The organism is Halobacterium bonnevillei, from assembly GCF_009831555.1.
In the GTDB taxonomy this organism is placed as follows: Archaea; Halobacteriota; Halobacteria; order Halobacteriales; family Halobacteriaceae; genus Halobacterium; species Halobacterium bonnevillei.
On sequence record NZ_WUUU01000092.1, the window covers coordinates 1 to 11,769 of the forward strand.

At 68.2% G+C, this 11,769-nt stretch carries 15 protein-coding genes and 1 pseudogene; 10 read left to right on the forward strand and 6 right to left on the reverse strand.

The window, feature by feature from the left end; translation table 11 throughout:
- Together GRX66_RS20805 and purF are read right to left on the reverse strand one after the other, a co-directional pair.
- Positions 1-1,049 (reverse strand): annotated as a pseudogene (locus GRX66_RS20805) (phosphoglucosamine mutase); the annotation flags it as partial.
- A gap of 412 nt (positions 1,050-1,461) precedes the next feature.
- The gene (purF, locus tag GRX66_RS11545) at positions 1,462-2,934 is read right to left on the reverse strand and encodes an amidophosphoribosyltransferase (RefSeq protein WP_159526696.1); all 1,473 of its coding nucleotides are present in this window, start codon (positions 2,932-2,934) and stop codon (positions 1,462-1,464) included.
- Between the two features lie 158 nt (positions 2,935-3,092).
- Between purF and GRX66_RS11550 the strand changes: the two genes are divergently transcribed.
- The gene (locus GRX66_RS11550) at positions 3,093-3,452 is read left to right on the forward strand and encodes a DsrE family protein (protein WP_159526697.1); all 360 of its coding nucleotides are present in this window, start codon (positions 3,093-3,095) and stop codon (positions 3,450-3,452) included.
- Between the two features lie 189 nt (positions 3,453-3,641).
- Here the strand turns inward: GRX66_RS11550 and GRX66_RS11555 are convergent, their stop codons facing one another.
- The 3 genes from GRX66_RS11555 to GRX66_RS11565 form a co-directional block, all read right to left on the reverse strand.
- A complete protein-coding gene (locus tag GRX66_RS11555) occupies positions 3,642-3,818 on the reverse strand; it encodes a 50S ribosomal protein L37e (RefSeq protein WP_159526698.1) in 177 nt (58 codons plus the stop codon).
- Positions 3,815-3,997: an LSM domain-containing protein gene (locus GRX66_RS11560; RefSeq protein ID WP_159526699.1), complete on the reverse strand. Its 183-nt coding sequence runs from the start codon at positions 3,995-3,997 to the stop codon at positions 3,815-3,817. Before GRX66_RS11560 ends, GRX66_RS11555 begins: the two co-directional genes overlap by 4 nt.
- 135 nt (positions 3,998-4,132) lie before the next feature.
- A complete protein-coding gene (locus tag GRX66_RS11565; protein ID WP_159526700.1) occupies positions 4,133-5,200 on the reverse strand; it encodes a M20/M25/M40 family metallo-hydrolase in 1,068 nt (355 codons plus the stop codon).
- 116 nt (positions 5,201-5,316) lie between these two features.
- Here GRX66_RS11565 and GRX66_RS11570 point away from each other — a divergent pair, with 116 nt between their 5' ends.
- From GRX66_RS11570 to GRX66_RS11585, 4 genes are all read left to right on the forward strand, one after another.
- Positions 5,317-5,616, forward strand: a complete 300-nt coding sequence (locus GRX66_RS11570; protein ID WP_159526701.1) for a hypothetical protein — start codon at positions 5,317-5,319, stop codon at positions 5,614-5,616.
- Positions 5,617-5,656: 40 nt separating this feature from the next.
- Complete coding sequence (locus GRX66_RS11575; RefSeq protein WP_159526702.1) at positions 5,657-6,607, forward strand: zinc-dependent metalloprotease; 951 nt, start codon at positions 5,657-5,659, stop codon at positions 6,605-6,607.
- An 88-nt stretch (positions 6,608-6,695) separates the two neighbouring features.
- Positions 6,696-6,914, forward strand: coding sequence for a hypothetical protein (locus tag GRX66_RS11580; RefSeq protein WP_159526703.1), 219 nt, complete (start codon positions 6,696-6,698; stop codon positions 6,912-6,914).
- Positions 6,915-7,124: 210 nt separating this feature from the next.
- Complete coding sequence (locus GRX66_RS11585; RefSeq protein ID WP_159526704.1) at positions 7,125-7,274, forward strand: hypothetical protein; 150 nt, start codon at positions 7,125-7,127, stop codon at positions 7,272-7,274.
- A 45-nt stretch (positions 7,275-7,319) separates the two neighbouring features.
- Here the strand turns inward: GRX66_RS11585 and GRX66_RS11590 are convergent, their stop codons facing one another.
- The gene (locus tag GRX66_RS11590) at positions 7,320-7,868 is read right to left on the reverse strand and encodes a hypothetical protein (RefSeq protein WP_159526705.1); all 549 of its coding nucleotides are present in this window, start codon (positions 7,866-7,868) and stop codon (positions 7,320-7,322) included.
- Between the two features lie 257 nt (positions 7,869-8,125).
- Here GRX66_RS11590 and GRX66_RS11595 point away from each other — a divergent pair, with 257 nt between their 5' ends.
- From GRX66_RS11595 to GRX66_RS11615, 5 genes are all read left to right on the forward strand, one after another.
- A complete protein-coding gene (locus tag GRX66_RS11595; protein WP_159526706.1) occupies positions 8,126-8,419 on the forward strand; it encodes a 50S ribosomal protein L21e in 294 nt (97 codons plus the stop codon).
- 1 nt (position 8,420) lies between these two features.
- Positions 8,421-8,780, forward strand: a complete 360-nt coding sequence (locus GRX66_RS11600) for an RNA polymerase Rpb4 family protein (RefSeq protein WP_159526707.1) — start codon at positions 8,421-8,423, stop codon at positions 8,778-8,780.
- An 88-nt stretch (positions 8,781-8,868) separates the two neighbouring features.
- Positions 8,869-9,438 (forward strand): DUF655 domain-containing protein, encoded by a 570-nt coding sequence (locus tag GRX66_RS11605; protein WP_159526708.1) that lies wholly within the window; start codon positions 8,869-8,871, stop codon positions 9,436-9,438.
- A gap of 73 nt (positions 9,439-9,511) precedes the next feature.
- Entirely contained in the window at positions 9,512-10,351 is an 840-nt protein-coding gene (locus tag GRX66_RS11610; protein WP_159526709.1) for a 16S ribosomal RNA methyltransferase A, read from the forward strand.
- Positions 10,348-11,769, forward strand: a 1,422-nt coding sequence (locus GRX66_RS11615; RefSeq protein ID WP_325064078.1) for a mechanosensitive ion channel domain-containing protein, incomplete at its 3' end; no start/stop codon positions are given. The genes GRX66_RS11610 and GRX66_RS11615, both read left to right, overlap by 4 nt.

An 11,769-nucleotide genomic window follows, 5' to 3' on the forward strand; every position in this document is an offset into this window, starting at 1 on the left:
TCGGTCGTGGTCGGGCGGCAGAAGTGGGTCCCCCAGATGCGGGACCGCGTCCGCAAGTACGGGTTCGGCGACCAGTTGGCGTCCTTCCGGACCGCGGACCTCGGCGTGCTGGACTTCCAGGCCGCCGAAGACGACGCCCCGGTTCGCTCGCGCGTTCCGCGACGAACACGTCGCCGACGGGCGTTCGCACCGTGGACGCGCCGACGTCTGCGAGGACGTCCTGGACGAGCATGCTCGTGTTCAGCGGGACGGCGACCTGGTCGCCGTCGCGCGACCGCCCGCGCGAACAACGCGAGGAGCTCGTCGCCCTCGAGGAACGCGCCGTCCTCGTCGAGCGCCATCATCCGGTCCGCGTCGCCGTCGTGAGCGACACCCAGGTCGTGGTCTGTGGCGGCGACGTACGCGGCCAGTGTTTCCAGGGTCTCCTCGGTCGGCTCGCTGGGCCGCGCCGGGAACCGGCCGTCAGGCTGGGCGTTCAGCGTCGACACCGAACACCCGAGGTCGTCCAGGACGCGAGCGGTCAACTGCCCCGCGCCGTTCCCGACGTCGACGGCGACGGAGACGTCGGACACCCGCGGCGTCGCGTCCAGAATGGCCGCCGCGTGCCGCTCGGCGGCGTCGGTGCGCTCGGACCGGTCGCCGGTCTCCCGCCAGGACGCCAGGTCGTAGTCGTCCTCCCGGATTCGCCGGCTGATCGCTTCGCGCTGGGCTTCGTCGAACGCCTGCCCGCTCGGCGTCCACAGTTTGAAGCCGTTGTCCTCGGGAGGGTTGTGCGAAGCAGTGATGACGACGCCGGCGTCGGCGTCCAGGTCGCCGACTGCGCGCGCGACTGTCGGCGTCGCCTCGACGCCGACGTCGACGACGTCCGCCCCGCACTCCCTGAGTCCCGTCGAGACACCGTCCAGGAGAAGTGACCCCGTTTCTCGCGTGTCGCGGCCGACGACCACGCGCTCGTGGCCGTCCGACGCGACGGCTCGGCCGACCGCGACCGCGAGTTCGCCCGTGACCCGTTCGCCGACCGTGCCCCGAATACCGCTCGTGCCGAACATGCATCCATCTGTGACCAGGAACGACTTGGTTATGCAGCATCCAAATCGCCGCCCACCGACGCGTCGCATGCGGCGGCGCACTCCGTTCACGCGATTCCGCGGTTTAGATACTGTATAGTAAATGCGTCCCGGCGCGTACGAACGAGTGGCGACTGGCAGGGAACTGACTCACTGTCGGTCGCACCAGCCCCGGAGCGTTTCCCCCTCCCGCGAACCCGAGACGCCGGGCACGTCGACCGCGGGACCTGTGCGGGCCCGGGAGACCGGGCTCGCCGGACACAGCCGGTTGCTGACCCAACCCCACCCAACCCCACCCCACCCCACCCCTCGCGCCACTGGACGCAGTTCCGGTGGTGCGACCCTCCCCCCTCTCTGTCATCCACGCATCTCCAGGAGCTGCAGCGTCCCGGTTTCAGTCGTCGGCGGACGCGCCCGCGGCCGGGTGTTCGACGTCCCGGTCCGTCGCTTCGTCCTGGACGTCGTAGGGGTACTCGCCGGACACGCACCCGACGCAGAGGTCGGATTCGGACTTCCCGATGGCCGTCGTGATGGCGTCCAGCGAGAGGTACGACAGGCTGTCTGCGCCGATCTCCGCGGCGATCTCGTCGGCAGTCTTGTCGGCGGCGATGAGTTCGTCCCGGGTCGCCATGTCGATGCCCATGTAGCAGGGCGCGACGATCGGCGGCGCGCCGATGCGGACGTGGACTGCGTCCGCGCCAGCCTCCCGAACGAGGTCGACCAGCTGACTGCTCGTCGTCCCGCGGACGATGGAGTCGTCGATGATGGTGACCTCGCGGCCCTCGACGGTGGACTTGATGGGGTTGAGTTTCAGGCGGACGGCCTGTTCGCGGGCTTCCTGGGTCGGCATGATGAACGTCCGGCCGACGTACCGGTTCTTCATCAGGCCCTCCGCGAACTCGACGCCGGCGCCGTCGTTCTGCGCTGCTTCTGCGTACCCAGAGGCGAACGCGCGCCCGGAGTCCGGGACCGGCATCACGACGTCGGACTCGACGCCGGTCTCGGCCCAGAGCTGTCGGCCGAGTTCGCGCCGCACCTCGTAGACGAGCTCCTCGTCGATGACGGAGTCCGGGCGCGCGAAGTAGACGTACTCGAAGAAACAGTGGGCGGTGTTCGACGCTTCGACGAGCTGGTGGGAGTCGAAGCCGGAACCGTCCTCGTGGAGAACGACCAGTTCGCCGGGGCGGACGTCCCGGACGACGCTACCGCCGAGCGTGTCGATGGCGGCGGACTCGCTGGCGAGCACGTAGCCGTCCTCGAGTTCGCCGATGATCAGCGGGCGGTTGCCCAGCGGGTCGCGCACGCCGAGGACCGTCTCGTCGTGCATGATGGTCAGCGAGTACGAGCCGTGGATCCGCTCCATCGTGGTCTCGACGGCGGAGACGATGTCGTCGTCGAGGAGGTTTCGCGCGAGGTCGTGGGCGATGACTTCCGTGTCGCCGTCGCTCGTGAAGGCGTGCCCGCTGGCAGCGAGGTCGTCGCGGATGTCGTCGGCGTTCACGAGGTTGCCGTTGTGGCTGAGGCCGAGCGCGCCGCCCTTGAACGAGACGGAGAACGGCTGTGCGCAGGACTTGTCGACGCTTCCCGCGGTCGGGTAGCGGACGTGCCCGATGGCAGCCTCGCCGACGAGACCCTCGAGGTCGGCTTCGTCGAAGGCGTCCCCGACGAGACCCATACCGACGTGCTGGTGTTGCTGGAAGCCGTCGTGGGAGACGATGCCCGCGGACTCCTGGCCGCGGTGCTGGAGGGCGTAGAGCGCGTAGTACGTCGGGAAGGCGGCGTCGCGGTCGGCCAGCGAGACGCCGACGACGCCACATTTCTCGGTCGGGTGGTCGAACTCGGCGCCGCTGTCGCGCCCGGATGACATGCCACGAGATTCCCGCCCTGAGAGGGTAAAACTTCCGCAACCGTGTCGAAGTCACCGCTTCCGCAGTCGATTATATGCACAAATGTGGGCACAATTGGGGCGCTTCCGTCGGTGTCGCGACCCGCAGAATTATCCTGGCCGCCTACCATGTCTCTGGCATGAGCGGGCAACGGGGCGTGGTCGTGCACGTCTCGAGCGATGACATCGGCGACTGGAAGATGGCAATCCGGAACCTCGTCAATCTCGCGCGCGACGAGTCCGTACCGACGCCGCCGGACGCAATCCAGCTCGTCGTCAACGGACCGGGGGTCCGTTTCCTGCTAGCCACCGGGACGGAGTCCCCGAAGGTCAGCCAGATGGTGACCGCCGGCGTCACCGTCGACGTCTGCGCGAACTCCCTGGAGCGATTCGGTCACGATCCGGACGACCTGACGGACGGCGTCACCACTGTCCAGTCCGGCGTCGCCGAAGTCCTCCGCGCCCAGAAAGCAGGGAAGGACTACCTGAAACTGCCCTGAAGCCGGGGGCGTCGCTCCGCGCACGCGTCTCGAATCGCGACCGCGACTGCATCCGACAGTCCAGTCGTCTCTTCTACACGGGGTTGTGCCCGTCCAGTCGGCGTTCAGACGACAGGACGTCGCCGTGAACGACTGTCCGGCGGCCGCGTAGCTACGGAGCCGTGAAATCGCGGGAGAAACGGAGAACCGCTAGTTGTCGCCGGTCTTCTCCTGCCAGCTGTAGTCGCGGCGCTTCGCCGACTTCCCGAAGCCACAGCTCGAGCAGACTTTCTTTTTCGTGTGGTAGGACGCCTCACCGCAGCGACGGCACTTCGTGTGCGTCGTGGTGTTCTTCTTCCCCTGACTCGGGGTCCCAGTTCCCGTCATGGTTTGATGGTGACGACGTTGTCGCCACGGATAATCGTTGTGTCTTCGCCCTCCAGCACGATGTTCATGTGCTGGTCGTAGCCCGTCAGGACGCCAGTGAACTCCTCGCCGTCCTTGAGTCTGACCGTGACGGTCTCCTCCAGTGACTCCTCGAGTATGTCGAGTGGTCGGCCGCTCATATGGGAACTGCCGCGTGTCGCGTCTATAAGCGTACCGGACCAGAGACGCGAACCGCGTCCTCGGCGAGCCTGCGACCCGAACGCCCACCGACTCCTGCTCGGGGTGGAGTCCCTCGAGGACCCTGGCGTCGATTCCTACACGTCCACCGCGAACGATTCCCGGTCGGCCTCCCGCACCGCGAACGCAGCCAGCAGGTCGGCCGCGTCCTCCATGTCGTCGGTGTCGACGACTTCCGCGGGCGTGTGCATGTACCGGTTCGGGATGCCGAGCGCGACGGTCGGGATGCCCGCTCGCTCCGTGAAGAACGTGTCGGCGTCGGTCCCCGTCGTCACCGACATCGCCTCCACCTGCACGTCGACGTCCTCGGCGTCGCCGGCCGCCTGGACTGCGCGCGCGACTTCGGCGTGACTCGACCCGCCGCGCGTCACTGTCGGCCCCGCGCCGAGTTCGACCTCGCTGGCGTGGCTGCTCGGGTACGTCGGGTTGTCCGCGGCGTGCGTGACGTCCACGACGACGACGTCCGGGTCGACGTCGAACGCGACCATGCTCGCGCCTCTCGTGCCGAGTTCCTCCTGGACCGTGTTCACGGCGTACACCCTGCAGTCGGCGTCGCGCTCGGCGGCCCGCCGGAGTCCTTCCGCGGCGACCCACGACCCCGCGCGATTGTCGATGCCGCGGCCCGCGATTCGGGTGCCAGCGAGGTCGTGGACGCCCGCCGCGAGCGTCGCGGGGTCGCCGACCGTCACCAGGTCGCGCGCGTGGTCACCGTCGGCGGCGCCGACGTCGACGTGCTGCTCTGTGACGTCGGCCGGTTCGCCGCCGTCGCCGTGGTCCTGCAGGTGGATGGCCGTCTGGCCGATGACGCCGTTGACAGTCCCGTCCTCGGTGTGGACTGCGACCTGGGTCCCTTCGGTCACCGACTTGTCGACGCCGCCCAGCGGACGCACGCGGAGGAATCCGTCGTCCGTGATCGCGGTCACGACGAAGCCCAGTTCGTCGGCGTGGCCCGTGAACGCGACTTCCGTGGCGTCCTCGCCGCCGCCGTCGTACACCGCGATGGCGTTGCCGTAGGCGTCGGTACGCACGTCGTCGGCGTATTCCGCCACGTAGTCCACCCAGACTCGCTGTCCCCGCGTCTCGTAGCCCGAGGGACTCGGCGTCTCGAGCAGTCGCCGGAGGAACGCGTCTCGCGTCTCGTCCATACGCTCCGTCGCGAAGCCTCGGACAAGAAGCCTCCGGGAGCGTCGCGGTCGCTCCGAGCGGGAGTCTCGCGCCCGCGCCCGCAACGGCTAACTGTCCGGCAGTCGAAATCCCACACATGGGGATCTTAGAGTTCCACTTCCACGACGCAGAGTTCGACTTCTCGCCCTCGATGACGACCGGTGGCGAGGACGTCGAAACGGCGTTTAGCGACGACTCCGAGGCGGAGTCCGAAACCACGGAGGAACCCGAGGCGTTCGCGAGCGAGGAGTCCGGGAACGAGTCCAGCGAGTCCGCGGGGGTGGGCGCCCTCATCGCCCTCGGCGTGCTCGTCGCGCTCGCGGTGCTCGCTGGCCTGCGGCGCCGCAGCACCGACTCCGAGCCAGAACCGAGCGAGGAAGTCGAACTGGAAGCCTGACAGGCAGAAGGGCTTTGGACGTTCGTCGCGGACTTCCTGTATGACGCTTTTCGAGAGTGCCCAGGCGGTCGCGGGCGCCAGCGGCGACGGCGCCATCGACTGGGCCGCCGTCGCTGAAGCCGCGAAAGCGGCGACGAAACCGGGTGCGGTCGACGTTTCCGAGGCGGAAGCCGAAGCGTACGCTGCCGACGTCCGGGACGCGCGGACGCGCCTCCGCGAGGTGTCCGGGATGACGTTCGACGTCCCGAACACCATCGAGATCCAGAACCGACACCACTGGCTGGACGCGAACGTCGAGACGTTCGAGCGCGCGTTCGACCCGCTGGACGAGCGCACGGAGGTCCTGCCGGGCGTCGCGAGTTCGCTGAACACGGCGACGACGGCGGGCGCGCTCGCGTTCGTCTCCCGTCACGTGCTCGGCCAGTACGACCCACTGCTGCTCGCGGACGGCGAGCACGGCCTCTACTTCGTCCACCCGAATATCCGCCGCGTCGCCGACGACCTCGACATCGCGTTCCCGCGGTTCCGGCGGTGGATCGCGTTCCACGAGGTCACGCACGCCGCCGAGTTCGGCGCCGCGCCGTGGCTCTCGGACTACCTCGAAGCCCGCCTGGAGGACGGCATCGCCGCGCTCGGCGAGGGCGAACTCCAGACCGACGCGTTCCGCGAGCTGAACGTCGCGATGACGTCCGTCGAGGGGTTCGCGGAACTGCTGATGGACGAGGCGTTCGACGGCGAGTACGACGACCTTCGGCGGAAACTCGACGCCCGCCGGAAGGGCGGCAGCCCGCTGACGAAACTCCTGAAGCGCGCGCTTGGGTTCCAGTTGAAGCGCGAGCAGTACGAGCGCGGCCGCGAGTTCTTCGACGTCGTCGCCGGCGACCGCGGAATCGCCGGAGCCGCCCACGTCTGGGACGACCCCGAGAACCTGCCAACGGACGAGGAACTGGACGGCCCCGAGCTGTGGCTGGCCCGCCACCAGGACGCCTGACGGGCCCCAGAGACAGTCTGGTTCGCTCGCCTAGATGTCTCAATCCGCAAACAAGCTTATACGGGTTCCCTGCGTATTTTCGGACACAATGAGTCGACTCAAGCGAGCCCTCAGTCGCGCAAAGTACGCAGCCATCGGTGCCGCCGTCGGCGCCGCTGTCGGCGGTTTCGTCAGCCGGAACGCCGCGAGCACGGGCGCGGGGTTGGGCGGCCTGTTGGGTGCGACCATCGGCGAGAAGCGCGTCGACGTCACCAAGGTCGTCGAGGACGTCAAAGAGCGCAAACCCGCCGTCCGTTCCGAGGAGTAGCGGGTTCAGCCCACGACATTTTTGCGGGTGCCGGTCGACTCGACAGCGACGGCCACGCGGAACAGCTGGCTCGGTCGGAGTGCTGACGTCTCCAACGCTTGGCACTGCGTGCTGTCCCGCAGCTGTCACTCCGGCGGGGCCGCGGACCGCGTGGCGTTCGCACTCGGTTATAAGTGTCGCGCGACGAATACGTCCGCTTGGGGAACAGCCGTGGCAACAACCTGCGTGGTCTGCGGGAGCGACGTTCCGGTCAGCCACGCCGTCCACGCGACGATCAACACGAAGACGGACGCCGGCGTGGTCGACCACTACGTCTGCCAGTCCTGCTACGAGGACCGCCTCGCGCCGCTGTTCGAGTAGCGCCACCCAGCGACGGCGGGTGTCGCCCCGCCAGCGGTCGCGCAGTCAGTGGAATCCGCGACCGACGTCGTCCTCGTCGATGAGGTCGTCGAGTTCCTTGTCGAGCAACGCCTCGGCGTCCGGGAACTCGTCAGCGAGCTCCTCCATCGCCTCCGGGCGACCGTGCGGGTCGTACTCCATCGGCCCGAACGCCGGGCTCTCCAGGGCGTCCATGACGTCGTCGAAGAAATCCGACGGCGTCGTCTGCGCGTCCGCGTGCGCCTGCACGACCTGCTCGAGCCTGTTGGCTTTCTCCTCGGCCTCGTCCTCGTCCTCGACCGGCTGCTGGACCGCGAACCGGCCGGCGTCGGTGTCAGGGAGGTAGTCCGCGAGGCCGTCGTCGACCTTCCGGGCGACCCGCGTTCCGACTCCCCGGACCTCGAAGGGGTTCTTCGCGTACGTCTTCAGGTGGAAGACCCCCCGCGAGGGGTGACCGAGGTAGAAGTCCTCGCCGACACCGGACGCTCTGTCGCCCGCCACGGCTCGCCAGTCGTCCGGGTCGACGTCCGACTCCACCACGTCGGAGACGATGTCCTCCCAGTCCCGTACTCGCATCGGAGACACGTAGCACGCTCGGCGACTTAAACAGTTGCTTCGCGGTCACGCTCCCGGTCACTCGCACCGAGGTGTCGCTGCTCGCGGCTTCGCCGCTCGCTGACTCCGCGGACTCGCTTCACTCGTCCGCGCCACGCTCGACCACGCGGCTCGCGGGTCGCTTCGCTCCCCGCTCGCACTACCGTGACCTCGCTTCGCTCGGTCACGCCCATAACGTGCGTTTTATAACCGCGACGGCAGTATCCGGACGTACGACTATGCCGAGCTCCAACGGACCCCTCAACGGCACGCGCGACAAACTCTCGAACAGCCCACGAGACCGTGGGACGTCCCCGCCGCAGCGCGCAATCGCAGAGTTCGACGACGGACAGAAAGTCCACCTGAAGACCGACCCCAGCACGGCTGAGGGCCGCTTCCACCCGCGCTTCGACGGCCTCACCGGCGAGGTCATCGGGAAGCAGGGCGCAGCGTTCAAGGTCAGCATCAACGACAACGGCAAGGAGAAGACGGTCATCGCGAAGGCAGCGCACCTCAGCGCACAGCAGGACTAGCATGACCATCTTCAAGGAAACGCTCGACGAGGAGTTCCTCACCACCGCCGAGACGAAGGAACTGCTCGCCGACGTCGAAGCCGAGCGCGCGGCCGACGAGGACCGCGAACTCCGCTTCGAACTCGCGCGAGCCATCGAGCACGTCGACCGGTTCGCGGTTCTCGAACCCGAGGAATCCCGGGAGCTCGTCTCGGAGCTGCTCGCCCTCGACGTCGTCGAGGACGAGTCCGTGGCGTACAAGATTGCGGACCTGCTGCCGCGGACGCGGACGGAACTCCGCGCCGTGTTCGCCCAGGAGCGCTACGCGCTCTCCGGCGACGAACTCGACGAAATTCTCAACGTCGTCGCGAAATACGCGTAAGCGACCACGCGACGACGGCCCGCGGACCGGTCCCGCGATTGTGACGAGTAGGCGACCGTTTAAGTATCGCCTCGGCGTACGCCGAGGTATGAGTGACACGTCCTCCGCGGACGACGAAGAGTACGCCGTCGTCCTCGACTTCCTCGCACACGGCCGGTCGGATGGCGGCCACGACTACGGTGACGGGCCGCTGGCGTACGCCGTCTCGACGGACCGGTTCACGCTCTACGAGCTGAACCTCGACCCCGACGCCGACATCTCGATTCTGGACCGCGTGCGCATCCGCCCCGACTTCGAGGACGGTATCGAGCGCGGCCGCGAAGTCGACTACGAGGACCTCTCGGACGGCGCGCGCTCGGAGCTGGACTACGTCATCGAGGACGTCGTGGACGCCAACGAGCAGCGCTTCGTGGACTTCTACAACGACGCCCAGCCCATCTCGCTGCGCCTCCACCAGCTGAATCTGCTGCCCGGAATCGGCGACAAACTCCGCGACAACATCCTCGACGAGCGCAAGCGCCACGGCCCATTCGAGAGCTTCGAGGACGTCGAGGACCGCGTGGACGGCCTGCACAACCCCGAGGAGGTCATCGTGGAGCGCATCCTCGACGAAATCCAGGAAGACGACCTGAAGTACCACAACTTCGCGCGGTCGTAGCCGGTCGCCTCGTTCTGACGTGCCACCGGGACAGAAGGTAGCCTTTAGGGAAGCCCGGTGGATACACCCGGCAATGACTGACTCGCGGGACCCCGACGCGCTGATCCGTCGCGCCGGCCGGCCCGACCCCGAGCGCGACCAGCACTTCCTCGTCGACGACCGCGTTCTCGACCGGATTCCGACGTACGCCGGGGACTTCGACCGGTCGCACGTCCTCGAGATCGGGGCGGGGACGGGCGCGCTGACCGACCGCCTGCTGGACGTCGCCGACCGCGTCACCACCGTCGAGCGGGACCGCGGGTACGCCGCCTTCCTCCGCGAGGAGTTCAGCGACGAAATTGCCGCGGGCCGCCTCGACGTCGTGCGGGGCGACGCACTCGACGTCGAGTTCCCTGCGTACACGTGTTGCGTGTCGAATCTACCGTACGGCGTCTCCAGCGGGGTGACGTTCCGGTTGCTGCCGGAGCGCGAGCCCGCGGTGTTGATGTACCAGCTGGAGTTCGCCGAGCGGATGGCCGCGGAGTCGGGCACGAGCGAGTACGGCCGGCTGTCGGTCGCGGCCCAGCACTACGCGGACGTCGAGGTCGTCGAGACCGTGCCGCCGGAGGCGTTCGACCCGCAGCCGCGCGTGGACAGCGCGGTGGTGCGGCTGACGCCCCGGGACCCCGAGTACGAGGTCGACGACGAGGCCTTCTTCTTCGACTTCGTGAAGGCGGTGTTCACGCAGCGCCGGAAGACGGTGCGGAACGCAATCCGGAACACGGGCCACATCTCCGGGCTGGACGACCCGGACGCCGTCGTCGACGCCGTCGACGAGGACGTCCTCGGGAAGCGTCCGGGTGACCTCTCGCCCGCGACGTTCGCGGCGCTGGCGAACGTCGCGTTGGGCATCCAGCGGGAGGGAGCGACGTGACCGCGCCGGAGTTCGTGGACGTCGCCGTGAACGACCTCTCGACCGTCGAGCGCCTCGCGGCGTCTGCTGTCGCGATTCTGGGGTTGTTCGCGTTCCTGTTGCTGTCGAGGCGGGAGAGCGCGCGCCGCGAAGGTCGCGTATCCAGCGTCGTCGCGAGCATCGGGTCGCTGGCTGCGCTCGTCGTCGTCACCGCGGTCATCGTGATTGCGTGGGACGCGGAGGCTGCTACCTGGGAGACGCTGGCGAGCTTCCAGGTGCAGGCGACGATGTTCGTTCGCGCGTTCCTCACGGTGGCGTTCCTGGTCGGCGTGTACATCGGGACGGGCATCGCGCACCGCGCCGTCGAGCGGTTCGTGAGTCGCACAGAGGGTGTCACGGAACACCAGGCCGAGATCACGTTCCGCATCGTCCAGATCTCGATGTACATCCTGACGCTCATCGTCGTCCTGGGGTTCTGGAAAGTGAACCTCTCCGGCCTCCTCATCGGGGCGGGGTTCGCCGGCATCGTGCTCGGGATGGCCGCCCGGCAGACGCTGGGCGCGGTCATCGCGGGGCTCGTGTTGATGTTCTCGCGGCCGTTCGAGATCGGTGACTGGGTGAAGGTCGGCGACAAGGACGGCATCGTGACGGACATCACCATCGTGAACACGCGGCTGCAGACGTTCGACGGCGAGTACGTGATGCTCCCCAACGACTACGTGGGGTCGAACGAGGTGACCAACCGGTCGCGGAAGGGCCGCCTGCGGATTCACGTGGAGGTCGGCGTCGACTACACGACGGACGTCGACCGCGCGATGGACGTCGCGAAGGAGGCGATGGGCGACGTCGAGGACATCCTGACGGTGCCGCGGCCGCAGGTCGTCCTGAAGTCCTTCGACGATTCGGCGGTGACCCTGGACCTCCGGTTCTGGATCGACAAGCCGAGCTCGCGGCGGATGTGGCGCGCCCAGACCGCGGTCATCTCGGCCGTGAAAACCGCGTTCGACGAGGAGGGCGTGAAGATTCCGTTCCCGCAGCGCGAACTCTCGGGGCGCGCGGAGACCGGCGGGTTCCGCGTCAGCGAGCAGCCGACAATCGAGGCGGACGAACCCGTGGACGCCGACCAGCCGGGGTCGGCCGTCCGCCGGGACGACCAGTTCGGCGACGGCTCGGGCGTGACAGAGTCCGGCGGCGGGGAGGGGGCGAGAACGACGGCGGAGACGTGCGCGGACGAAGCGACGGGAGCGGCGATGAGTGACCTCGCCGACCGACGCGGAACGGAGACGACCGTCTACCAGCCCGCGGAGGACTCCCTGTTGCTGGCGGAAACGGCGGTGGCGGAGCTCTCGACGCGGGACTGCGTGCTGGAGGTCGGGACGGGGTCGGGGTACGTGGCTGCGACGGTCGCGGACGGTGAGTCGGGGTCCCGGGTCGGTCGG

What these genes read in the sequence shown, in the direction of transcription:
- purF (WP_159526696.1), bottom strand. Translation starts at nt 2,934, where the DNA reads ATGTCATCCGGGCGCGACAGCGGCGCCGAGTTCGACCACCCGACCGAG.
- GRX66_RS11550 (WP_159526697.1), top strand. Translation starts at nt 3,093, where the DNA reads ATGAGCGGGCAACGGGGCGTGGTCGTGCACGTCTCGAGCGATGACATC.
- GRX66_RS11555 (WP_159526698.1), bottom strand. Translation starts at nt 3,818, where the DNA reads ATGACGGGAACTGGGACCCCGAGTCAGGGGAAGAAGAACACCACGACG.
- GRX66_RS11560 (WP_159526699.1), bottom strand. Translation starts at nt 3,997, where the DNA reads ATGAGCGGCCGACCACTCGACATACTCGAGGAGTCACTGGAGGAGACC.
- GRX66_RS11565 (WP_159526700.1), bottom strand. Translation starts at nt 5,200, where the DNA reads ATGGACGAGACGCGAGACGCGTTCCTCCGGCGACTGCTCGAGACGCCG.
- GRX66_RS11570 (WP_159526701.1), top strand. Translation starts at nt 5,317, where the DNA reads ATGGGGATCTTAGAGTTCCACTTCCACGACGCAGAGTTCGACTTCTCG.
- GRX66_RS11575 (WP_159526702.1), top strand. Translation starts at nt 5,657, where the DNA reads ATGACGCTTTTCGAGAGTGCCCAGGCGGTCGCGGGCGCCAGCGGCGAC.
- GRX66_RS11580 (WP_159526703.1), top strand. Translation starts at nt 6,696, where the DNA reads ATGAGTCGACTCAAGCGAGCCCTCAGTCGCGCAAAGTACGCAGCCATC.
- GRX66_RS11590 (WP_159526705.1), bottom strand. Translation starts at nt 7,868, where the DNA reads ATGCGAGTACGGGACTGGGAGGACATCGTCTCCGACGTGGTGGAGTCG.
- GRX66_RS11595 (WP_159526706.1), top strand. Translation starts at nt 8,126, where the DNA reads ATGCCGAGCTCCAACGGACCCCTCAACGGCACGCGCGACAAACTCTCG.
- GRX66_RS11600 (WP_159526707.1), top strand. Translation starts at nt 8,421, where the DNA reads ATGACCATCTTCAAGGAAACGCTCGACGAGGAGTTCCTCACCACCGCC.
- GRX66_RS11605 (WP_159526708.1), top strand. Translation starts at nt 8,869, where the DNA reads ATGAGTGACACGTCCTCCGCGGACGACGAAGAGTACGCCGTCGTCCTC.
- GRX66_RS11610 (WP_159526709.1), top strand. Translation starts at nt 9,512, where the DNA reads ATGACTGACTCGCGGGACCCCGACGCGCTGATCCGTCGCGCCGGCCGG.